The organism is Plebeiibacterium sediminum (assembly GCF_026013605.1).
Lineage (GTDB): Bacteria > Bacteroidota > Bacteroidia > Bacteroidales > Marinilabiliaceae > Saccharicrinis > Saccharicrinis sediminus.
The window spans coordinates 59749-81588 of the sequence record NZ_JAPDPJ010000014.1; the positions used below are offsets into that span (position 1 = coordinate 59749).

Sequence of the window (21840 nt, forward strand, 5' to 3'; positions counted from 1 at the left end):
ACAACATATGTTAAACCCTCAATTAGTTAACCTTCTTCTAATTGGGGGTTAATTTTTTGTGGTAGCTTCCTGACGAAATGCGGGTAATTCAATATAAAATGCTGTACCACTATTTTTTTCGGTCTCAAACCAGATTGAACCTTCATGTTCTTCAATGATTTTATAAGTCAGATACAATCCCAATCCGGAACCCTGACCTACGTCTTTTGTTGTATAAAAAGGGTCAAATATCTTTTTCTTTTTATCAAAATCAATCCCTACTCCGTTATCTTTAATGGTCACCTGAACTACATCTTTCTCTGTAATATATTTTGTAATAATTATTATTTCACCAGAATCTTTAATAGAATCAATACTATTTGAAATTAAATTTGTAAATACTTGTTGTATACGCCCCGGAATACAATAAATATCTGGAATTTGAGAAAAGTCTTTAATAACTTCAATGCTCTTAGATTTTAAAGCGCTTTCAAATAACACGATAGTACCATCAATCAATTTATCAATATCATAATTGGTAAAATCCGTAGTTTTATTTCTTGAGAATGTCCGCATACTATAAACAATATCAATAACCCGGGCAATTCCATTCTCCATAATCTTAATCATCTTATCTCCGGTTTCAAAATAAGATCCTATTTGAGATTCTATATCCTTAGTATCTCCTCCCCTATGTTCTAACAAAGCACTTATTGCAGTCTTGATCCTAAGAAATGTTTTATTAAATGCTGTCATTCCAGCATTTACATAATTCACCGGATTATTAATTTCATGGGCCAGGCCAGCAGTTAAAACACCCAATGCAGCCATCTTTTCCGATTCAATGAGTTTTTCCTGAGTATTTTTCAAAATATCAAGTGTAGTTTCAAGATGTTTCTTCTCTGCTTCTAATTGGGCAGATTTATTTGAAATTTCTTTATTAACCTTCAGTAGCTGCAATTCTGCATTAATTAGCTCACTAATATCCATATTTACTCCAACAGCACGTATTGCTTTTCCCTCTCCATCTCTTTTTAATACTTTACCTGCATCAAGTATCCACTTCCAGTTACCATCCTTCATAAGTAACCTGTGCTTCAATCTAAAAAATGGTATCTTCTTCTCTAAGTGATGATCTAATTCATCCATTACCTTAGGCTTATCTTCAGGATGTACCAAACTTTTCCATGTATCCAAACGATGAGCTAGTTCATCTATTTCATAACCTAGCATAGTAGCCCATCTTTCACTAAAATAGAGTTCCCCTGTTTCTACATTCCAATCCCACAAGCCCAAATCTGCACCTTGCAATGCCAACTGAAGTCGTTCTTCACTATTCTTTAACTCCTCCTCTATTTTCTTTTGTTCTGTAATGTCATGTATAGAGGCTAGCATCATTTCCTCCTTATTAAACTTAACAATGGATACCTGATTGATAATATTAAGTAAGCGTCCACTTTTAGTTTTCAATACAGAGGTAAATGTTGTCTTTTTTGTAGTATTGATAATTTCAATAGTTTTATCGTACCACTCTTTTCCATTATATGAGGATATCTCATAAAAGTGCATTCCATATAATTCTTCTGAACTATATTCTAATAATTCTATTGTTGCCTCATTAAAGAACCTAATACGCCCTTTTTTATCTGTAATTACAATTGGATTATAAGCATTCTTAAAAATTACGCCATAACGAGTCTCACTTTCTTTGAACTTATCTTCAACAAGTTTCCTTAATGTAATATCCTGGAAACTCGTCATTAACAATGTCTCTTCGTTTAAGCTAACTGTATTTACATTAATAATAAATGTTTTCCTCTTTCCTGATTTTAACTTAACAGCAACCTCTAATCCATGAACTGATCCATTTTTTTTTAAGTCTTGAAGCATTTTATTTCTTGTTTCAACTTTATCATAAAAATCAATGATATTTGATGATAAAAGCTCCTTTTTATTAGCTCCAGACACATTGAGTAACGCCTGATTTACATCTACAAATGTTCCATCATAACGCGTAAGAGCAGTACCTATTGGTGAGTTCTTATAAAAAGCTTTGAATTTTTCTTCACTTTCCTTTAGATTCTGATTTACTTTTTCGAGTTCACTAATATCTTCATAAATGCTCATTAATAAGTTCTCGCCATTTGAAACAAAAGGTAAAAACTTACAACTAAGCTTAACTGGTTTTCCAAATGTACTTACAGACGAATAAATTATTTTCTCTTGCTTATTATTATTAATAGCACTAATTGCAGCATCATACAAGCCTGTTGTTTTCCATGCCTGCACCTCTCTAAAATTGTAGTCAATCAACTGACTTACTGAAGCTCCAATCATTTGAGCTGCGGCTCTATTAGCAAAAACACATCGCCCCTCAGCATTAAAAATCGTAATACCTATAGATATTTCATCAACAATTAATTGATTATATTCAGATAAATCTAATATTTCCCGTTTTGCATAGCTATTTTGAATAGCTTCTTTGAGCTTTTTATTTAAAAATTTTGGGTCTTTTTTAGCACCACTTATATCAAGTAATGTACAATATGAAATATTATCTCCCTCTGATGATACCTGGTTAAATCTTAATGAAAAAAATTTTTCTTGAGGATTTATAATTAATCTCGTATCAAATTGTTGATTCTTCATTGATACTTCATCAAACTCCAAGGGTAATTCAAATAGCTTATTAATGGGTAATCCAACACATTCAGTTTTCTTTAAGCCTGTTAATTTTATAAAACTTTCATTTACGTCAGATACTATACCTTGCTCATGAACAATAACAGCTTCTGCAAAAATAGAGAGCGCACTGAGAAAATTATTCCTGGAGATATTCATATATACTTCATTTTTGAAGCAAATTTAGTCAAACAAACAGTTTTGTTACATTAAAAAATAAGAATTAGTTACTATGGTTATCTAAAACTTTATGGGTAAACAACCTCGATAAACAATACATCCTCATCAAAAAAAAATACCAAAAACTTCAGCTATTTTATCACTGGATTTTATGTACAAATTATATTAACTTTTAAAAACCAAGAGAGACAGATATTTAAAGTAAAGTAATCTAATTAGGGGAATATGGACTATTGGTTGTACACCATAGAGAAATTAAGGCAATTTATTATTATGGTTGGCGAAGTTGCTTACTTTACCTGTCGTTTTTTCAGAGAGGTAACTAGTCGCCCTATTGAGTTTCAGGAATTTTTGAAACAAAGCTATATGGTTGGATATAAATCCCTACCCCTTGTTGCCACCACAAGCCTCATTATGGGAATGGTACTTACCCTGCAAACTCGCCCAACCCTTGTTAATTTTGGTGCAGTTTCACTAATGCCAAGTATGGTTGGAATTTCTATTGTTCGCGAAATTGGACCGGTGATAACCGCGTTAATATGCGCAGGAAAAGTAGGCTCGGGAATTGGAGCAGAATTAGGTTCTATGCGTGTAACAGAACAAATTGATGCCATGGAAGTTTCCGGAACAAATCCGTTTAAATACCTTGTGGTAACCCGAATTTTGGCAACAACCATAACCTTACCAATATTGGTAGTATTAGGTGATACAGTGGGCCTGTTAGGCTCTTATATGGTTGAGAATATAAAGGGAGCAGTATCCTTTACCCTATTTTTTAATTTGGTTTTTGATTATTTAAGCTACGGAGATCTGATTCCCGCCATTATAAAATCTTTCTTTTTTGGTTTTGCTATTGGATTAATTGGATGTTATAAAGGTTATTATGCGGAAAGAGGAACAGCCGGTGTTGGATTAGCAGCAAATTCGGCCGTTGTGATCACTTCGATGTTGTTATTCTTCATCGATTTTTTGGCGGTTTTAGTGGCAGATATTTTTTACGAGTTATAACTACTTGAAAGCAAATGTATGTTATCAAAAGAAACATATAACAAAGATGATCAGCAAAAAATAATTGAAGTAGTTCAGTTGTTTAAAAAATTTGCAGGTAAACAAGTGCTCAATGGTTTTGATATCGATTTATATAATGGTGAATGCTTGGTAGTAATTGGTAAATCCGGTTCGGGAAAAACTGTAATGATTAGATGCATGGTTGGACTAATGACTGGTGAATCAGGACAAATTAAGATATTAGACAAGAGTATACCTGATTTAGATCAAAAAGAGCTGGATGAACTAAGATTACACATTGGGTTTTTATTTCAAGGAAGTGCATTGTATGATTCAATGTCTGTGAGGGAAAATCTTGAGTTTCCGTTAAGAAGATTACGGAAAAAGTATTCAAATAAGGATGCCGTTGAAAAACTTATACGTGAAGTTCTGGTCAGTGTAGGTTTGGAGCATACTATTGATTTAATGCCTTCGGAACTTTCAGGAGGAATGAAACGCAGAATAGCTTTGGCAAGAACGCTTATTTTAAGACCAGAAATAATATTTTACGACGAACCAACTACTGGATTAGATCCTATTACAGCAAAAGAAATTATTAATTTAATAGCTGAGGTTCAAAAGAAATATAACACCACATCATTAATCATTACGCATGATTTAAATGTGGCTAAACTCATTTCAAACAGAGTTGTAATATTAGTTGATGGTAAAAACTATGCAGAAGGAACCTATCAGGAAATGGTTAATTCCAGCGATCCAGTTATTAAAGCGTTTTTTTAATTAACAACAGAAAGGGAAAAAATGCAAAAGACAACATCTCAAAAAATAAGGCTTGGCATCATGGTTCTTACCAGTATTTTACTATTCACTGCAGGTGTTTATTTAATTGGTAACAACCAAAGCTTCTTTACTAAAACATTTGAAATTAGTTCTGTTTTTAAAAACGTTAAAGGACTAAGAGTAGGAAATAATGTAAGATATCTGGGTATAGATGCTGGTAATGTTGAAGCCATTGATATTATTAATGATACAACAATCAGAATTACCATGAAAATCGATATCAGAACAAAATCATTTATTAAAAAAAATGCCGTTGCAAAAATTAGTTCAGATGGATTAGTTGGTGATATGATAGTTAATATAGAACCAGGAAGTGGCGATAGTAAAACCATCGAAAATAATGACGAAATTAAAGCATTTGACCCGATTGCTACTGATGAAATGCTTAGTACTCTTAGCGAGACAAATGAAAACGCCGCTTTACTTACTGCCGGCATATTACAGATTACAAGATCTATAAATGAAGGAAAAGGTACTTTCGGAATGTTAATCAATGATAAAAACCTGGCTAAAGACATCAGAATTATCATTAAAAACTTAAAAGAAACTACCTCTAAAACAACAACATTAATGAAAAATCTGGAAGATATATCTCAATTAATGGACAATGATAAAAATCTTTTAGGTATGTTACTTAACGATACTGTAACGGCATCAAAAATACGCACTTTAATATACGATCTTAATACTTCAGGAACAGAGTTTAAATCAATGTCAGAAACATTAAATGATTTAGTTGAAGAACTTGCAAAAGGTGATGCTAGTCTGATTAACACCATAGCCAACGATTCTCTTTTAAAGCAAGACTTAAAAGAAACACTCGAGAACATTAATTCTGGCAGTCAAAAGTTTGATGAAAATATGGAAGCACTCAGACATCATCCTTTATTTAAAGGCTACTTTAAGGAAAAAAAGAAGAAGTAATTATATCTCGTTAAAATAAAAATGCCCTGTGCTAAATAAACACAGGACCTGAAAATTAAAACCTATTAGAAAAATTAGTTATTTTCTAAAACATCGTCCATTGTTACATCTAAATCAAATGCATTATGAACTTTTTCTGTTGTAATATTTGAAGTCAATGAAAATTCATCTTTCAGTTTAATATCTAAACTTGAAGCTCCAACTTTAACTGTATAAGTTCCTTTTTCAGCAATCCATGCACTTTGTGCATCAATAAATGAAGCTAAATCCGAGGCCTTAATTGTAAATTTTAAAGTTTGTGATTTACCAGGAGCTAATTCCTTAGTCTTAGCAAAAGCCTTCAATTCTTCAGCTGGTTTATCCGCTAACTTTGCAGGTGCAGCAATATATAACTGAACCACTTCTTTTCCGGCAACTTTTCCGGTATTAGTAACTTTAACTGACACTTCAATATCATCTTTAAAGTCTGTAGAACTCAATTGTAAATCGGAATAATCAAATGTTGTATATGAATCACCATAACCAAACTCATACGAGGGAGTAACATCAAAAGTATTGAAGTAACGGTAACCAACATATATGCCTTCTTTATAAAATACATCTTTGGGGTCATGTAATGGAACCCCCATCCAATTAACTGCTGAAGCATGATGATTATAATCCACAGGGAAAGTCATTGTTAATTTACCTGAAGGATTTGATTTGCCTGATAAAACATCAGCCACAGAGTTACCTCCTTCTTGTCCTGGCTGCCACGCTAATAAAATGGCATCCACTTTATCCTTCCAACTTGCAGTTTCAATAACTCCTCCAATATTAAGAATCACAATTACCTTTTTATCCTTAGCATGAAAGGCTTCTGTTACTGCATTGATCATTTTAACCTCATCCTGACCTAAATAAAAGTCATTATCAATCTTTCTATCATGTTGTTCACCTGCATTTCTTCCAATTGTAATGATAGCAATATCTGAAGACTGTGCTTTTTTAGCTACCAGTTCTTTGCTTAAAGGCATTTCAGGAAGACGATGTACATCAGCCAACAATCCACCATTTTCTTCACGGCGTTTTAATTCTTTTATCTCAGCTTCCTTAACAAAAGGTTCATACATTCCCTGAAGCTCCTTATCTATAGAATATCCTGCATTATCCAATCCTTCAATCAAAGAAACACTATATGCTTCATTTACATCTCCACTACCAGTACCTCCTGAAATAAAACTATATGAAGTTCCTCCAAATACAGCAATAGTTCCTGTTTTAGAAGTATAAGGTAAGATGTCTGCTTCATTCTTCAACAATACCATTCCTTCTGTTGCGGCATTTCTGGTTACTTCAGCATGAGCTTTTAAATCTGGCTTATTACTGTATTTATATTTCTTCACCGTTGGTGTTGCAGCAATGTATTCTAAAATTCGCTTTAAGCTCGCATTCACAGCATTTTCATCAATAGTACCTTCTTTTAATGCTTTTATAAGCACTTGTTTTTGCTCTTTGGTTCCAGGCATCATTAAGTCATTTCCTGCCTCTAACTGAGCCACAACATCCGATACTGCATTAGGATCCATGATAGACTGAAAACCAGGATATCCACCAAACCAATCTGTCATTATAATTCCTTTGTATCCCCACTCCTCTCTTAATACTTTAGTAATTAAATCATGACTAGCAGAAGCATAGTGACCATTAATTTTGTTGTACGCAGTCATAATTGTCCATGGTTGAGCTTCTTTTACGGCAATTTCAAAACCTTTTAAATAGATTTCACGCATTGCTCGCTCTGTAATATGGGCATTTACTGATAACCTGTTGGTTTCCTGATTATTTGCAGCAAAGTGCTTTAGAGAAGTTCCCACATTATGAGATTGTATTCCATTAATATATGCCGCAGCAATTTTACCTGACAAAAGTGGATCTTCTGAAAAATATTCAAAGTTTCTGCCGTTTAAAGGATTTCGGTGAATATTTGCAGCAGGCGCTAATAATACATCTACTCCATATTCTTTCACTTCCTCTCCCATGGCTATTCCAACTGATTCAATTAATTCCGTATTCCATGTTGAAGCCAAAGCTGTTCCAACAGGAAATACAGTAGCGTAATATGTATTTGGATCGTTATTTCGCTTAGGCTGAATACGTAAACCGGCTGGACCATCAGCAAACACAGTCTCAGGTATTCCTAATCGTGAAATTGCTGCATTTCCTCCGGCTGCACCTAAAACACGAACGTCTGGCTCACCTTCCAAAGGCACTAATCCTGCATAACCTGGCATTCCTGGTCCAATTAGTAATTCAGCTTTCTCTTCCGGAGTCATTGCTTTAATAACTTCATCAATCGATGCTTTTCCAAACTGAGGTGCTTTTTGCGCCATAGTAAGTTGCAGACTTCCGGCAACAGCTATAGATAAAATACCTAATCTTTTTAGTCTTGATTTAATTTTATTCATGGCCTACAAGTATTAAATTTTGTCTTATATTTTGTTATTGATCCTTCCTCATTATTTCGATTGACACTCTATTTTAATATCATTCAACTGTTAACAGATCTAAACTACTCTAACACAGATTTTAAATATCTATTAAGTTTTTACATCTATATTACTAATTCAATTAAAATACGAATGGCTTCCATTTCGATATTTCATCCTATTATACAATGAATTATATTTTATCAATTCAACTTTCACTCATTGCTTATATACGAAGCAATATTACAAAACATTTTCTTTGCTTCAAAGTGAATCATTGATTTATTTTAAGATATTTTAAGACATGACAGAATTTCATTAACAAATGCTTACTTTTGAAGCTATAAGAATTCTAAGACAATTATAAATCTTACAGATAAAATGTATTTTTGCATCACTAGAATAATAAAATATGGCAGCAGAAATTGAAATCAATAGAAATCTGATAGAAATATCCCCGATCTTTAAAAAAGAATATTTACCAAGTATTTCTGTAGACTGCATCGTATTTGGATTTCACGATGGCAATTTAAAAATCCTTTTAGTCAGACTCATCCATTCAAAAACATGGAGTTTACCTGGTGGATACATTAAAAAAGATGAAGACCTGGAAAAAGGTGCAAGCCGTATACTTAAAGAAAGAACCGGAGCTGAAAATATATTCTTAAATCAATTTAAAACCTTTGGAAAAGTCAACAGGTCGGAACAGTATTTTAAGGATTATCCTGATGACATGTGGCACAAACAGCGCTTTTTATCTGTTGCCTATTATGCTTTAACCAACTACTCTTTAGTTCAGCCTGAAATAGATGGATTTTCGGATGCCTGCGAATGGAAAGATATTAACGACCTACCGGATTTAATGATGGACCACCAAGAGATGTTAAATGAAGCTTTATTACAACTGAGAAGAGATTTAAACTATAAACCAATTGGATTAAACCTGCTTCCGGAAAAATTTACCATGCCTGAATTACAAAAGCTTTACGAAGTAATCCTGGATAAAGAATTGAATCGTGGAAACTTTTTTAGAAAGATGAAACGATATAATATTCTGACTAAATTAAACGAAACAAGAAAAGGCGGAGCACACAAAGCCCCGGATTTGTATTCCTTTAATATAGATACTTACAACAGTGCGTTGGAAAATGGATTTCAGGAAGGATGGTAAGCTATTCTTAATATATAATTCAATAGCAACAGACCAATTAATTATTATCCTTACCTATAATATTTAAAATCTGAGATTTCATGCGTTCAAAATGCGAACCTTTCCAAAATACTTTATGGCATTTATTACAATAATAAAACTCTTTATATCTCACTAAAATATCATTACTTATCAGATGCTTTACCTGGTCTGGAGCTTTACTTATTAAGATTGAATTACATTCCATACATCTGGAAAATGGATGAAACTGACTCTTCAAATCAAATTTATCAACAATCTCTATCAATTGCTTATGCTTATCGATAGCTCTTACAAAATACCCATGAGTTATTCGCTTTGAATTCAACATTCGTTTATCTCTTGTCAGTATAATACGTTTATCTTTTAAAGAGATATTAATGATTTCTTCATCTCCAAAATCATTCTGATACAAAGTATCAAATCCAAGCATTCTTAAATATTTAGATAATTTACATAAATGAGCATCTGCAATAAATTTAGTTTTTCGTAATGGTTTTTTATTTGTCTTTTTTAATCCAGATATATCAAAGCTTTCAAATACGGGGTAAACAGAAATATAATCACCCTGAGCTAGTTTATGGTTAAGCTGTACAGGGACACTATTCACCAATATTAGATCTACCTCAGACAAAGGAACACCAATGGTTGAAATAACTTCTGACACAATTACCGGAGTTTTAATTTTTAAAGGGAAAGATTTGAATTTTTGCGCATACTTAAGAAAGTCATTCAATTCTGCATAACATCTCAATACTACCTCAATATGTATTTTATCAATATGATTTGCAGGATATAACATTTCAACATCAAATAAAAATCATTAACAACATAAATTTAGTTGATTTAAGACGCTTAATAAATTTTAGAACACGTAATATGAACAAAAAAAAGAGCTGCAGTTATAAAAACTACAGCTCTTTTTTTTTAGAAATACGAAGACTCAGAAAATTATATTCGTTTCATCATATACTCAATTTCTTTTATCTGATCTGATAATATTTTTTGTTTATCAAGTTTTTTTGCCTCCTGCAAATAATATTTTGATAGCTTTTTATTTCGTTGCGATAGATAAATACCCGACAACTGAAGCTTTGCAACCGCCTGATCATTCTTCATTCTTAATCCAGTAGATAAAGCTTTTTTAAAAGTTTTTTCAGCTTCTCTTCGGTTATTTTTCTGAGTTTCAACTAATCCTTTTAAATAATAATAGTAGGCTTCCTGAGTATCAATCATATTTTCAGGATGTTTAACCTTACTTAAAATCATATCTACTGCTGCAAATTTGTTTTTTCGTAAAAACAAAAACGCCATAAGGTTCTTTTCGTTTTTAAAATGAAAAAACACAACCAATCCTGCAATTAACACAGTTAATATTCCCCAACCTATTTCGCCTTCCATAAAAAGAGCTACTGCTCCAATACAGATAATTCCTCCTAAAATCAATCTTATATACTTTCCAATCATAACATAGTTTTAAATTCGGGCACTAAAAAAAGGTTTTTTATTAAAAAACAAACAAAACAAACCATCATTTTTTTATGATTTTTACCAGTTTGAATGTTTCTTATGTATTTAAATCCTCTTAAAATCTTAATTATAAACCATTAACAAATTAAAATCTAATTCCACAATGATTATTTGAAAAATTTTAAAAAACATCTATTGGTTGAAAAAAGTTATTTATATGCCAGATATTTTAATTTTGTGCCTACATCCTACTTAAAAGCAAAATCAATGAAATGCTATTGTAATTCAGGGAAGGAATTTGAACAATGTTGCGAACCCTTTCTACTAAATAAAAAAACGCCAGATACTGCAGAAAAATTAATGCGTTCCAGATACAGTGCATTTGTAACTGCAAATATTAATTACTTATTAAATACACACCATAAAACAACCCGACCAACAAAAGACAGAAAAAATATACTCAAATGGACTAAGTCTGTTGTTTGGCAAAGGTTAGAAGTTATAAAATCACAACAAGGAACACCAATAGATTTGGAAGGCTTTGTTGAGTTTAAAGCCTTTTATTTAGAGAATGGAAAATTAGAGTTCATTCACGAAAACTCTCGTTTTGTGAAAGAAGATAATTTATGGTATTATATTTCAGGGACACATCATTAGATATAGACTTTTAGATTATTGACAAAAGACCAGTTTTCCATCTGCACATAAAAATTATATAAATTATAATATGGAGATTTCACCTAAAGATTTTGGATTAAATTCTCGAGTTCAGTTAAAACAATTGGATACAAATCATATTGCTATTGTAAAACAAATTAAAAGCAGAATTATTACTAAAGATGCGATTAAAATTATCGAAATGTCTGATGCTATAAAAACAAGAGAACCTTCAACAAAAGTAAGTTTAATGTGCAATAACAATATTTGTTCTAAATCAATAAAACTATTAAATGATCATAGCATTGATATTATTTTCTCCTAAATCCTAACCATTCAAGTTAAAAGGTCTCGTTTTTTTTTACATTTAAGTATAGCAATCAATTAAGATTAGGTAACATAAATCTAAAAACACTCCCCTTTTGTTCCTCACTTTCAACATGAATAGTTCCTCTATGTAAATCAATAAATTCCTTACACAACAATAAACCTAATCCTGTTCCCGCCTCATTATTAGTTCCTTTAGAAGATACATTTTTCGATAGTGAAAATAGCTCAGATATCTTATCATTATTCATACCAACACCATCATCCTCAACAACAATCTCGGTATATTTTTTATTTACTCTATCTTCAATAGAAGCATTTATAATAATTTTACCATTGGGATATGTATATTTAATTGCATTCGAAACAAGATTTCTGATAATTGTTTCCAGCATATTACAATCAGCATAAACCTCTAAATTATTCGGAACTTTATTTATTATATGAATGGATTTTTTATCTGCAATTTGCTGCAAAACTTTTATCTCCTTTTCCACAACTGCTTTAGCATTATGTACAACAGGATTATACACTATCGATTTATTTTGAGCCTGGGCCCAGTTGAGCAGATTTTCCAATAGTTCATGCGTATGTTTAACACTATCATTAATGGCTTCAATACAATGTTGTTTTTCTGCATCATCTATATCTCTATCCAAAACTAATAAATCAGAAATCCCCCATATAGCCCCAATTGGATTCTTTAAATCATGAGCTATAATAGCTAAAAACTTATCCTTGGTGGCATTACTCTTATTCAATTCCTCATTCTTTTCCTGAATTTCCTCTTTTATGATTATTGCCTCTGTAGCAGCTCTTTCCAACTCTCTATTAACTTCTAACGTTTTTTTATATAGCAATTTCGTTTTATCTTGCTCCAGCTTTAACAATTGATTTGATTTAAACAACCTGAACCTTAATTTGTATTGTATTCTGTTTACTGTAAATCCAACAAAGGCAATTGGAAAAACATCAGCCAATACAAAAAACTCTTTACTCGAAGGCTTTTTATAAAAAATAAGCAATAAGGAAAATATACATATTGGAATAAGATATATAAATACTGTTTTAATCGTGTTTTGCTTATTATCCAGTGATAGAAGAAAAATAACTAATATTACTCCAGTTACGCTGGGTGCTAGTGCATCTTCGTGCAAATGTATTAAGCATTTGGCATACATCATCATTTGTACCGCAAAATAAAATAGTATATAGAGACCAACTTTTAACTGATAATATTTTTGCTTGCTTACTAAATGAATCGTAATCAATACTATAACTAATACAATTGGGATAATTCGTGTTGAAGCCGCTGCTAAGTTATGTCTTACGCTCCAATCTGAATACATATAATAAAAAAGTACACCAAGGCCAATTCCTAATATAAGAGTTAGATTCTTCAGGAAAATTTTGCCAAGGTATTTCTCAAAATCAGATTTTAGTATTCTAGAGTTTAATATCTCTTCCATATTCAAAAAATATCTACTTTATATCCATTATATCAATTTAACATATGAGTTTATTGATATAACAGAATACGAAATCAACATTGTAAGTGTTTTATACAGATAAAAAAGATAGAAGTAGGTTCTTAAACAAAAGTAAAAAATAATATCATTATAAGCAGATAATACCCTGTACATTATACCTCAAACATAATATTCTACTAAAATAATTTAGAGTTTATTGCGTAGTTTCGAAACAAATAATACAAACTGGGAAAAACAAAAAATGCTTTCTATATACAGAAAGCATTACCGGGGAATGAAACCATCCCCCATTTTTCTTAAAAAGGCATGGACTAATACCAAATAGTTCTTTTAGGAGGGTTTCCAAAAGACTCAAATTGATCTCCATTACTGTTTACTACTTTCATCAGTTCTTCAACTGTAAAATCGTAACCATCTTCAATTGCACGTTTAACAAACTCTTCTTTAGTGTTTGCTGCATTGTACTTAGCGCGAAATGCTTCATCTGCGCCTCCCTTTTCTAATAAGGCTTCTACACTTTCTAATGACATAACTTTACTATTTAAAATTTCTGGTGTTAAAATAGTTATTTTTTGCATATGCCATGCAATATTTAACCAATCAAGCTATATTTTTTATGTTTTTTTTGCTTTTACCCTTCTTTTTGATGTTACTCAATGTTATTTTAGGTAATATTAAAATTTCAGACCCCTATTTTAGATAATTCAACGACATAAAAAATCATCCTTACCAAAACAAAAAATCCTGCTGGAAATATACCAACAGGATTCTAGTATTTTATTCTTACCTATTACTCTATAATTTCATTCAGAGTAAAACTTTTCAAAAGCCCGGTACCATGTCAATATAAACGAAGAAGCGCCGACTGCTAAAACAACAATCATAAAACGCATACCATCTACTTGTCCAAATCCTAAATAAGAAGCAATGGCACCACCAGCAATAGCACCTATAAGACCTAAAAATATGGTAATATGAATATGACGTCGATTAACATAAGGCTCAATCAACAATGTTAATACACTAACAACCAAACCTATCAAAATCCAAAGTAGAATTCCCATATCAACCTCCTCTCTTTACTAATAATCTTTGTAAGGTTGATGAATACAAACTATCAGCCCCACAAATTAAGGCTTCACCTTATACAAATATACTAGCGAAAAGGTTAAATATCAATAAAATAAAACCTAAATTACATTGAAAAAAGAGAGAATTATCCTACTAATAATAATACATTTATATTTACTCTTCCTCGTCAAAATTAACATCCATAGCAATTAATGGAGAAGCATCCACTTGCTCAATATCTAAAAGACTTATTAGGGTATTTAAACTATCCTCCACTTCCTGAAGCTTTTTATCATCTAACTTATTTAGTTTAGCAGTTAATTGCTCATGCAATAGTGAAGGAATTGAATTTAAAAGTTTATCTCCTGATGAAGTTAAGGTAATATTTACAACACGCTTATCTCCTTGTTTGGGTAATCGAGCCAACAATCCTTTTGTTTCTAATCTATTAATAATACCACTTACCGTACTAGAATTCAAATTTAAAAGATTTCGAATTTCACCCTGAGTTAGTTGATAATTAGGGGCATCTCTTAAAAATCCAAGACACAAAACCTGAGGAATACTAACTCCATATTCCTTTTGTATTTTTTTTGATTCAATATCGACCGAGCGTACTATCTTTCGGATTTTTATGAGAATTTCCTTTGTATCCATGCGTTGTTAATTACGGAACAAAAATAAGTGGTATTTTAAAATGTCCAAAATTACAAAGAAAAGATATTTATATTTTTCCAATCTTTTCAATGCAAACAAATTCAATACTGTAAAATATTAGCTTTTACATTTCCTAATTCTGTTCTTCAACAGCTAACTGTAATTGATAAGATTTTTTACAATGTTCTATAATACCTTTGGATATCAATGAAAATATAATTTGTTGTCCTTTCGTATAGGATAAATGCAAATCTTTAATGATATGTCCATACAAATACTGTCCTTTCTCTTCTAACAGCTCAATAACTTTTTCTTCTTCTGTATTAATAGTTCTGATGTCTTTTTCTAATTTTTCTGTACTATTTTTTCTACTCATAAAATTTTAACCTATTTTAATTTATTATTATTTATATTGGACGAAGGTCCTATGTTTTCAAACATCAAATACTCTTTGCAATTTTGCCAACCTCTATACCCCCTAATACAAAATACATTTTTATACACAGTAAGCATTCTTTTATTTTCAATAGTTCTTCCTTGATAAACCTGACAAACATCCTTATGCTTACATATATTTTTATTGGCCATAATTAAATTTGTTTATAATAAACATTCATACTTTCAATATCTCCCGATATATTTGTATTCTTGATTAACGTACCCGTATAATTATAATTCATACGTATAAACGTTAAGTTCATGGGTATTGATTTTAAGCGTGCAATTGTATAGAGAGTATGAATTCCATTATGTTTCATTTCCTGCTCCATTCTTCTTAACAACGCAGATGCCAATCTATTTCCTGAATATTTTGGATATGTTGCAAAATCAGTCATTTCAGCATTTTTATTTTCCAGATCCATTTCTGATGAAGCGATAGCGGCTAATTCACCATTTTTCTCTGCACCAAAGTACCTTACATTTTCACTCATTGTTTGCAAAACATATTCTTTTTCATGAATTGGAAAGGGATATGTTTCGAATACCTTAGAATAAATATCAGTTATCTTTGAAACATCACTCTGATTTAGTTCTCTAATAGTAAATTTAGTTGGAGAACTAGTAATTATAGGCTGTTCTTTACTTAAAATAGCTGAAAAAGCACTTAACTTATCCCTTTCTATTTTAAGCACCCTATCTGAACTTAAAAATTTTGAAACAAAAAATGCATCATCTTGCCCCTTATAAAACTTAGGAATTTGAGCCTCTAAAATAAAACCATTAGCAAAAAATACAGGAGCATACTTTTTAGGTATTTTACAAATAATTTTCGAATACCATTCTTCTTTTACTATTTGATGCATTAAAGTAAAAACCTGAGGTATATCCCTGGAATCCAACTTCATCAAATAGATTCGATTATTTAATTTCCCATGCTGAATACATGTTCCATTTGCAATAGTTTCTATTTTATCACTTATAACATTAATCACACACATGATGTTCCCTCCTGGTCAACCTTTCATTATCACCCGGTATTAAAGATATTGTATCACACTCATCTGAAAGTAACTTCTCAATTCCAATCACCTCTGATTCATCCTTTTCCGAAATAGCCAATTCCAAATTACAATTACCACAATCTCTATCACACATCTTAGGCTTATAACTATCAGGTTCTTTATATGTTGTAATTACGCCCTCATAATTTCTCAACACCACCTTATTCGTTGACCAGGAAATTATGTAATTAGGCATTACAGGAATCTTTCCTCCTCCTCCGGGAGCATCAATTACATATGTTGGTCGGGCAAAACCACTTGTATGTCCAACGAGACTTTCCATAATTTCTATTCCTTTTCCTATTGGAGTTCTAAAATGAGATAAACCTTCTGAAAGATCACATTGATACAGATAATAAGGTCTCACCCTATTCTGAACCAACTTATGAACTAACATTTTCATAATCCTTGGGCAATCATTTACATCAGCTAATAGCACCGACTGATTCCCTAAAGGAAAACCTCCATCTGCCAGCTTAGCAAGAGCCTCTTTTGATGATGTTGTAATTTCATTAGGATGATTAAAGTGTGTATTTATCCATAATGGATGATACTTCTTCAACATCGATACCAATTTATCTGTAATTCGATAAGGTAAAACAACAGGCATTCTCGTTCCTATACGAACTATTTCTACATGAGGTATACTTGTTATTTTATCTAACAACCATTCCAACTTTTCATCAGAAAGCATTAACGGATCACCTCCAGACAATAAAACATCTCTAACCTGAGGATTAGAGGCCACATAATCAATACCCTTTTGCAATTGTTCCTTACGAGGAATAAAATCCACATCTCCCACCTTCCTCTTCCTGGTACAATGCCTGCAGTACATTGAACAAACATTACTTACATGAAACAACACTCTATCTGGATACCTATGCGTAATTCCTTCTACCGGACTATCCTTATCTTCAGACAATGGGTCTTCTAATTCAAAAGATTTTGTTGTTAATTCCTCTACACAACCAAAAGCTTGCTTAAAAACCGGATCATTTCTAAAATTATCCCTATCAATTAAAGAAAGATAATACGGTGTAATTGACAATGGAAACTTTTCAAACGTACGTTCCAACTCCTCCCTCTCTTCTTTTCCAAAGCATATTCCTGTAATATGCTCAAATTTCTTAATTGTACTTATGGAATTTCTTAATTGCCAACGCCAATCCTTCCAGTTTGATAATTTTGTTTCAATTTCAATTTTACTTGCAATTTCCTTTTGTACATTGTTGTAAATCATACTTTTTCTATGCTTTAATTAAGCGTGAAGTTGTTTATTTAACGGATAATCAATTGGTATGTAAGAAGGGATACCGAAACTTCACTTTATCCAATATTTCATACACATTCAGCAATTTTAATATGTACACCAATCATCACCTAAAATATTATTTCCTACACGAACAAATTTAGACAAATTAACCATCAAAACCAAAACACTTCGTCTACCTTTAGATCTCACATCCACTACCGTCACTAACAAAACACAACTTTAAACCTTATTTTTCAACACATTACAAAAACAACAAAACTCCAACACCCTATCGATACAAAACCATTATTTAAATTCCTTTTACATTATAACATTAGCATAGAACCGCTTAATATAACTATATTCTTAATTGATTTACATTTGTTCGTATTGACACTATTTGTTTTTAATAATAATTGCAGGTAGCTTTTTTAATAAGAAAAGGATAGGTTAGCATTGAATTTATCCATTATTAGCATTTATTTTGCCTAATAAAATATAGAGAATTTATAAAATGGAGAATATTAAAATAAATGCATCATCAAATAAAGAAGAAGCAATTGCTGAGTTATCGATTTTTTTTGCACCTTATGCAAAGGAATTGCTTAACTCTGGTGCTGATTTTAGTTATATGAATATGTATGCTGACAACTTTCGTGATGAACTACTAAATTCAACCAATTTTAACGAAGAGGAAATTTTTGAAATTTTAAATGAGGCATGTGATAAATGTTGGAAATCTCAAATTTAGTGTAAGATTGTTTTTCCTATATACAATATCCAGACAATAATACATCATTACAGAATAGAAATTTAGAGCACTATAATCTAATTAAATTTAATCCTGAGATTTAATGATTTTAATAGCAGATAGCGGATCTACAAAAACCGAATGGACTATTTTAAATACAAAAACAAACCATTCGCAACAACACACCACACAAGGCATAAATCCTTATTACCAAGATATTAAAACAATAAAGGATCTACTTAACAAAGAATTTCCTACAGAATCACGTTCTTTTGACTCGATCTATTTTTATGGCGCAGGATGCAATCATAAAACAAAAAATAAAATAGTAGAAAGTGCACTTTCTTCAGTTTTTATCTCACCACATATTAATGTTCATAGCGACCTAATGGCAGCAGCTCATTCTGCTTGCGGACATTCGCAAGGCGTTGTTTGTATTTTGGGAACAGGATCTAATTCTTGCTTTTATGATGGAAATGAAATTACCCAAAATGTTTCTCCTCTTGGATTTATTATTGGTGATGAAGGTAGTGGTGCATCGATTGGAAAAACATTTATTGCTGATCTATTAAAGAATCAATTATCTCAATCAACAAAAGAACTATTTTTTAAAGAATACAATATTACGGAAGCAGAAATTCTTGATCATATATATAAACAACCTTTTCCAAACAGATATCTGGCACAATTCACAAAATTCATCAATAAACATATTGACATTAAAGAACTTGAAAACATAATAAACCAGACATTTACTGCATTTATTGAAAGAAATTTATTGCAATACAACGAAATAGAAAAGTACTCAATTCATTTTACCGGGAGTATTGCATACTATTTTAAGGAACAACTTGAAAATGCACTTAATTCCCATCAGTTAAAATTAGGTACCATAACTAAATCTCCAATGTCAGGATTAATAGAATATTACAGCTAAGATCCGCAAACAGATTCCTTCTATTAAGACAATTCAGCATATAAAAATACCCTGCAGACAAATTTATTGACATACAGGGTATAAAACATTTTAACTATTGAAGATTTTGACTACAAAAAGTCTTTAAAATATTGGGTTACTTTTTCCATTAAATGAACACGATCTGGACCTAATACATTATGCTCATGACGAGGATAAACAAAATAATCTACCTGCTTTCTTTTTTTAATACAGTGCTCAATAAACTGTAAACTATGTTGCCATACAACAGTTGGATCAATAGCTCCATGAATAACCAACAAACGCCCTTGTAAATTATCCACTCGTAAATTTAAATTTGATTTTTCATATCCTTCAGGGTTTTCATCCGGAGTATCCATATATCGCTCTCCATACATAATTTCATAGTATTTCCAATCAATTACTGGCCCACCAGAAACTCCTACTTTAAAATCATTTGGATATTTTTCCATCAGGTTTATAGTCATAAAACCACCAAAACTCCAACCATGAACCCCAATTCGATCTTGATCAACGTAAGGCAATGACTTTAAAAACTTTACACCCTCATACTGATCCTGTGTTTCACACTCTCCTAATTGTCTGTGTATCACCTTCTCAAAATCACATCCTCTATCCGGGGTTCCTCTGTTATCCATTGTAAAGCATATATAACCATTCTGAGCCATATAAAGTTGCCAATATCTTGCACCTCCTAACCATGAATTATTAACCTGCTGCGAATGAGGTCCGCCATAAACATACACCACAACCGGGTATTTTTTATTTACATCAAAGTTTGCTGGTAAGATCAATCGATAATTTAAATCGGTAATTCCATCAGCTGATTTAATTGTTCCTAATTCAACTTTTCCAAAATCATACTCTTCAAATGGATTTTCAGCCTTAAATAATACCTGCTTAGTTTTCTTCTTTACATCATATAATTCTATAACCCTTGGAACATTTAAGCTTGAATAATAATCAAGTACTTTATTCTTTGAATCATTTAAAACCACCGAATGAAACCCTTGTGCACTTGACAACTTATTAACCTTACCATTTTTCATTGAAACACTATATAAATGTCGATTCATGACATCGTCTTTAGTCCCCTCAAAAAACAAGGTATTTCCTTTAGCATCAAATCCAAAATTATCTGTTACGACCCATTCACCTTTCGTGATTTGTTTTAGTAATCCCTTATTAATATCATATAAGTAGAAATGATTATACCCATCTCTTTCACTTTGCCACACAAATTTGGTGTTACTATTGGGCACAAAGACAGCCGGATTCTCTGGTTCCACCCACTTATCACTCTTTTCTTCAAACAAGGTTTTAAACAAACTACCATCTGCTACATTATATAAATTGTAATGCATATGATTTTGAGCTCTGTTAAGCTCTGCTACTCCTATATACTTTTCATCTGGTGACCACGAAACATTCGTTAAAAACTTCTCCTTTGGCAAACCCGTCTCCAGATACAATTTTTCTTTGGTTTCAGCATTAAATACGCCAATTGTAACATGATGACTATCCATGCCTGCCATTGGATATTTAATATTTTCAACTTTAGCAACTCTCTCATTAATATTAACTAAAGGATAATCCGTGACCATAGATTCATCTTTTCTATAAAATGCCAAAGATTTGCCGTTTGGTGACCAAAAAATACCGCCACTTATTCCAAATTCATTACGATGAACAGTTTGACCTAAAACAATATCTTTACTTTCTGCTTTCTCAACTAAAACAGATTTATTATCATCTCCTACAACAAATAAATCGCCATCATTTAAATAAGCTACGAATCTGGATACAGGATTAAAACTTAAAAATTCAGCTTCTTTAGGATAATTAATAATATACTTAACCTTATCACTATTAACATCCGCAATTACTATTGCTCCTGGTAAATTTACGTAATAACTATTTGAGGTAATCCATTTTATGGGATACAAGGAGTTTAATTTAGAAAGATCACTATTTGAAAATAAATCATTAACCTGTTTCAAAGTTAAAAATGATGATTTCTCTAATTGATCTTCAACATAAAATATAGTATCACGCTGAAATAAAACTAAAGAATCTGTACCAGGCAAAAACTCATATTTCACATATTTAGGAATGAAATTTCTAAAATTTTTACCCCCCGATATTACATCCTCAAGCTCTAATTTATTTTGAGCATTTAATCCTACCAAACACAAAAAAAATGTTAGTAGTGTAAAATAAAATACTTTCATTATATATTTAAATTTATTGATTGGTCCATTGAAACATTAAATAAAATCTCTAAAAAACACTATTTACTTATAGAAACCTGTTCAGATTTACTTTTGTTTTAATAAAAATAACTATTTTAGACAAGCAGAATTTATAGTATTTACAAAGCATTGACTGATTATCAACCTGATGCTTTATTTTAGATGGCTGCAAATATAACA

21 protein-coding genes are annotated in these 21840 nt (G+C 31.4%); 8 read left to right on the forward strand and 13 right to left on the reverse strand.

Features of this window, described 5'->3' with window-relative positions:
- Window positions 1–48: 48 nt before the first annotated feature.
- Complete coding sequence (locus OM075_RS08235) at window positions 49–2820, reverse strand: PAS domain-containing sensor histidine kinase (protein WP_301190017.1); 2772 nt, start codon at window positions 2818–2820, stop codon at window positions 49–51.
- Window positions 2821–3066: 246 nt separating this feature from the next.
- On the opposite strand from OM075_RS08235, the gene OM075_RS08240 reads away from it, so the two are divergent.
- The 3 genes from OM075_RS08240 to OM075_RS08250 are packed head-to-tail and all read left to right on the forward strand — an operon-like array spanning window position 3067 to window position 5613.
- Window positions 3067–3849 (forward strand): MlaE family ABC transporter permease, encoded by a 783-nt coding sequence (locus tag OM075_RS08240; RefSeq protein ID WP_301190018.1) that lies wholly within the window; start codon window positions 3067–3069, stop codon window positions 3847–3849.
- Between the two features lie 18 nt (window positions 3850–3867).
- Window positions 3868–4629: an ABC transporter ATP-binding protein gene (locus tag OM075_RS08245; protein WP_301190019.1), complete on the forward strand. Its 762-nt coding sequence runs from the start codon at window positions 3868–3870 to the stop codon at window positions 4627–4629.
- Between the two features lie 21 nt (window positions 4630–4650).
- Complete coding sequence (locus tag OM075_RS08250; RefSeq protein WP_301190020.1) at window positions 4651–5613, forward strand: MlaD family protein; 963 nt, start codon at window positions 4651–4653, stop codon at window positions 5611–5613.
- Window positions 5614–5687: 74 nt separating this feature from the next.
- Here the strand turns inward: OM075_RS08250 and OM075_RS08255 are convergent, their stop codons facing one another.
- A complete protein-coding gene (locus OM075_RS08255) occupies window positions 5688–8060 on the reverse strand; it encodes a beta-glucosidase (RefSeq protein ID WP_301190021.1) in 2373 nt (790 codons plus the stop codon).
- A 433-nt stretch (window positions 8061–8493) separates the two neighbouring features.
- Between OM075_RS08255 and OM075_RS08260 the strand changes: the two genes are divergently transcribed.
- Entirely contained in the window at window positions 8494–9252 is a 759-nt protein-coding gene (locus OM075_RS08260) for an NUDIX hydrolase (protein WP_301190022.1), read from the forward strand.
- Window positions 9253–9289: 37 nt separating this feature from the next.
- On the opposite strand, the gene OM075_RS08265 is transcribed toward OM075_RS08260, so the two are convergent.
- Together OM075_RS08265 and OM075_RS08270 are read right to left on the reverse strand one after the other, a co-directional pair.
- A complete protein-coding gene (locus OM075_RS08265) occupies window positions 9290–10072 on the reverse strand; it encodes a Mut7-C RNAse domain-containing protein (RefSeq protein ID WP_301190023.1) in 783 nt (260 codons plus the stop codon).
- A 149-nt stretch (window positions 10073–10221) separates the two neighbouring features.
- A complete protein-coding gene (locus tag OM075_RS08270) occupies window positions 10222–10737 on the reverse strand; it encodes a hypothetical protein (RefSeq protein ID WP_301190024.1) in 516 nt (171 codons plus the stop codon).
- 270 nt (window positions 10738–11007) lie between these two features.
- On the opposite strand from OM075_RS08270, the gene OM075_RS08275 reads away from it, so the two are divergent.
- Both OM075_RS08275 and OM075_RS08280 read left to right on the forward strand, forming a co-directional pair.
- Window positions 11008–11397, forward strand: a complete 390-nt coding sequence (locus tag OM075_RS08275; RefSeq protein ID WP_301190025.1) for a YchJ family protein — start codon at window positions 11008–11010, stop codon at window positions 11395–11397.
- Between the two features lie 70 nt (window positions 11398–11467).
- Entirely contained in the window at window positions 11468–11722 is a 255-nt protein-coding gene (locus OM075_RS08280) for a hypothetical protein (protein ID WP_301190026.1), read from the forward strand.
- Window positions 11723–11777: 55 nt separating this feature from the next.
- On the opposite strand, the gene OM075_RS08285 is transcribed toward OM075_RS08280, so the two are convergent.
- The 8 genes from OM075_RS08285 to kamA form a co-directional block, all read right to left on the reverse strand.
- Window positions 11778–13193 carry a sensor histidine kinase gene (locus OM075_RS08285; RefSeq protein WP_301190027.1) on the reverse strand — a complete coding sequence of 472 codons (1416 nt, stop codon included), beginning with the start codon at window positions 13191–13193 and terminating at the stop codon, window positions 11778–11780.
- Between the two features lie 332 nt (window positions 13194–13525).
- Window positions 13526–13744, reverse strand: a complete 219-nt coding sequence (locus tag OM075_RS08290) for a Nif11-like leader peptide family natural product precursor (protein WP_301190028.1) — start codon at window positions 13742–13744, stop codon at window positions 13526–13528.
- A 273-nt stretch (window positions 13745–14017) separates the two neighbouring features.
- Window positions 14018–14278 (reverse strand): GlsB/YeaQ/YmgE family stress response membrane protein, encoded by a 261-nt coding sequence (locus tag OM075_RS08295; RefSeq protein WP_301190029.1) that lies wholly within the window; start codon window positions 14276–14278, stop codon window positions 14018–14020.
- 181 nt (window positions 14279–14459) lie between these two features.
- Window positions 14460–14942 carry a MarR family winged helix-turn-helix transcriptional regulator gene (locus tag OM075_RS08300; protein ID WP_301190030.1) on the reverse strand — a complete coding sequence of 161 codons (483 nt, stop codon included), beginning with the start codon at window positions 14940–14942 and terminating at the stop codon, window positions 14460–14462.
- A gap of 133 nt (window positions 14943–15075) precedes the next feature.
- Window positions 15076–15318, reverse strand: a complete 243-nt coding sequence (locus OM075_RS08305) for a hypothetical protein (protein ID WP_301190031.1) — start codon at window positions 15316–15318, stop codon at window positions 15076–15078.
- Between the two features lie 11 nt (window positions 15319–15329).
- A complete protein-coding gene (locus OM075_RS08310) occupies window positions 15330–15530 on the reverse strand; it encodes a hypothetical protein (RefSeq protein WP_301190032.1) in 201 nt (66 codons plus the stop codon).
- 2 nt (window positions 15531–15532) lie between these two features.
- On the reverse strand, window positions 15533–16381 hold the full coding sequence (gene ablB, locus OM075_RS08315; protein WP_301190033.1) for a putative beta-lysine N-acetyltransferase: 849 nt from the start codon (window positions 16379–16381) through the stop codon (window positions 15533–15535).
- The gene (kamA, locus tag OM075_RS08320; protein WP_301190034.1) at window positions 16368–17687 is read right to left on the reverse strand and encodes a lysine 2,3-aminomutase; all 1320 of its coding nucleotides are present in this window, start codon (window positions 17685–17687) and stop codon (window positions 16368–16370) included. The genes ablB and kamA overlap by 14 nt, the downstream gene beginning before the upstream one ends.
- A gap of 526 nt (window positions 17688–18213) precedes the next feature.
- Between kamA and OM075_RS08325 the strand changes: the two genes are divergently transcribed.
- Window positions 18214–18450 carry a hypothetical protein gene (locus OM075_RS08325; protein WP_301190035.1) on the forward strand — a complete coding sequence of 79 codons (237 nt, stop codon included), beginning with the start codon at window positions 18214–18216 and terminating at the stop codon, window positions 18448–18450.
- Window positions 18451–18553: 103 nt separating this feature from the next.
- On the forward strand, window positions 18554–19387 hold the full coding sequence (locus OM075_RS08330) for a BadF/BadG/BcrA/BcrD ATPase family protein (protein ID WP_301190036.1): 834 nt from the start codon (window positions 18554–18556) through the stop codon (window positions 19385–19387).
- A gap of 110 nt (window positions 19388–19497) precedes the next feature.
- Here OM075_RS08330 and OM075_RS08335 read toward each other — a convergent pair whose 3' ends face one another.
- On the reverse strand, window positions 19498–21639 hold the full coding sequence (locus OM075_RS08335) for a S9 family peptidase (RefSeq protein ID WP_301190037.1): 2142 nt from the start codon (window positions 21637–21639) through the stop codon (window positions 19498–19500).
- Between the last annotated feature and the right edge of the window lie 201 nt (window positions 21640–21840).

Coding starts and splice junctions, on each gene's coding strand:
- OM075_RS08285 (WP_301190027.1), bottom strand. CDS start 13,193: ATGGAAGAGATATTAAACTCTAGAATACTAAAATCTGATTTTGAGAAA.
- OM075_RS08280 (WP_301190026.1), top strand. CDS start 11,468: ATGGAGATTTCACCTAAAGATTTTGGATTAAATTCTCGAGTTCAGTTA.
- OM075_RS08335 (WP_301190037.1), bottom strand. CDS start 21,639: ATGAAAGTATTTTATTTTACACTACTAACATTTTTTTTGTGTTTGGTA.
- OM075_RS08300 (WP_301190030.1), bottom strand. CDS start 14,942: ATGGATACAAAGGAAATTCTCATAAAAATCCGAAAGATAGTACGCTCG.
- OM075_RS08325 (WP_301190035.1), top strand. CDS start 18,214: ATGGAGAATATTAAAATAAATGCATCATCAAATAAAGAAGAAGCAATT.
- kamA (WP_301190034.1), bottom strand. CDS start 17,687: ATGATTTACAACAATGTACAAAAGGAAATTGCAAGTAAAATTGAAATT.
- OM075_RS08305 (WP_301190031.1), bottom strand. CDS start 15,318: ATGAGTAGAAAAAATAGTACAGAAAAATTAGAAAAAGACATCAGAACT.
- OM075_RS08295 (WP_301190029.1), bottom strand. CDS start 14,278: ATGGGAATTCTACTTTGGATTTTGATAGGTTTGGTTGTTAGTGTATTA.
- OM075_RS08275 (WP_301190025.1), top strand. CDS start 11,008: ATGAAATGCTATTGTAATTCAGGGAAGGAATTTGAACAATGTTGCGAA.
- OM075_RS08270 (WP_301190024.1), bottom strand. CDS start 10,737: ATGATTGGAAAGTATATAAGATTGATTTTAGGAGGAATTATCTGTATT.
- OM075_RS08245 (WP_301190019.1), top strand. CDS start 3,868: ATGTTATCAAAAGAAACATATAACAAAGATGATCAGCAAAAAATAATT.
- OM075_RS08310 (WP_301190032.1), bottom strand. CDS start 15,530: ATGGCCAATAAAAATATATGTAAGCATAAGGATGTTTGTCAGGTTTAT.
- OM075_RS08255 (WP_301190021.1), bottom strand. CDS start 8,060: ATGAATAAAATTAAATCAAGACTAAAAAGATTAGGTATTTTATCTATA.
- OM075_RS08290 (WP_301190028.1), bottom strand. CDS start 13,744: ATGTCATTAGAAAGTGTAGAAGCCTTATTAGAAAAGGGAGGCGCAGAT.
- OM075_RS08265 (WP_301190023.1), bottom strand. CDS start 10,072: ATGTTATATCCTGCAAATCATATTGATAAAATACATATTGAGGTAGTA.
- OM075_RS08250 (WP_301190020.1), top strand. CDS start 4,651: ATGCAAAAGACAACATCTCAAAAAATAAGGCTTGGCATCATGGTTCTT.
- OM075_RS08260 (WP_301190022.1), top strand. CDS start 8,494: ATGGCAGCAGAAATTGAAATCAATAGAAATCTGATAGAAATATCCCCG.
- OM075_RS08240 (WP_301190018.1), top strand. CDS start 3,067: ATGGACTATTGGTTGTACACCATAGAGAAATTAAGGCAATTTATTATT.
- ablB (WP_301190033.1), bottom strand. CDS start 16,381: ATGTGTGTGATTAATGTTATAAGTGATAAAATAGAAACTATTGCAAAT.
- OM075_RS08330 (WP_301190036.1), top strand. CDS start 18,554: ATGATTTTAATAGCAGATAGCGGATCTACAAAAACCGAATGGACTATT.
- OM075_RS08235 (WP_301190017.1), bottom strand. CDS start 2,820: ATGAATATCTCCAGGAATAATTTTCTCAGTGCGCTCTCTATTTTTGCA.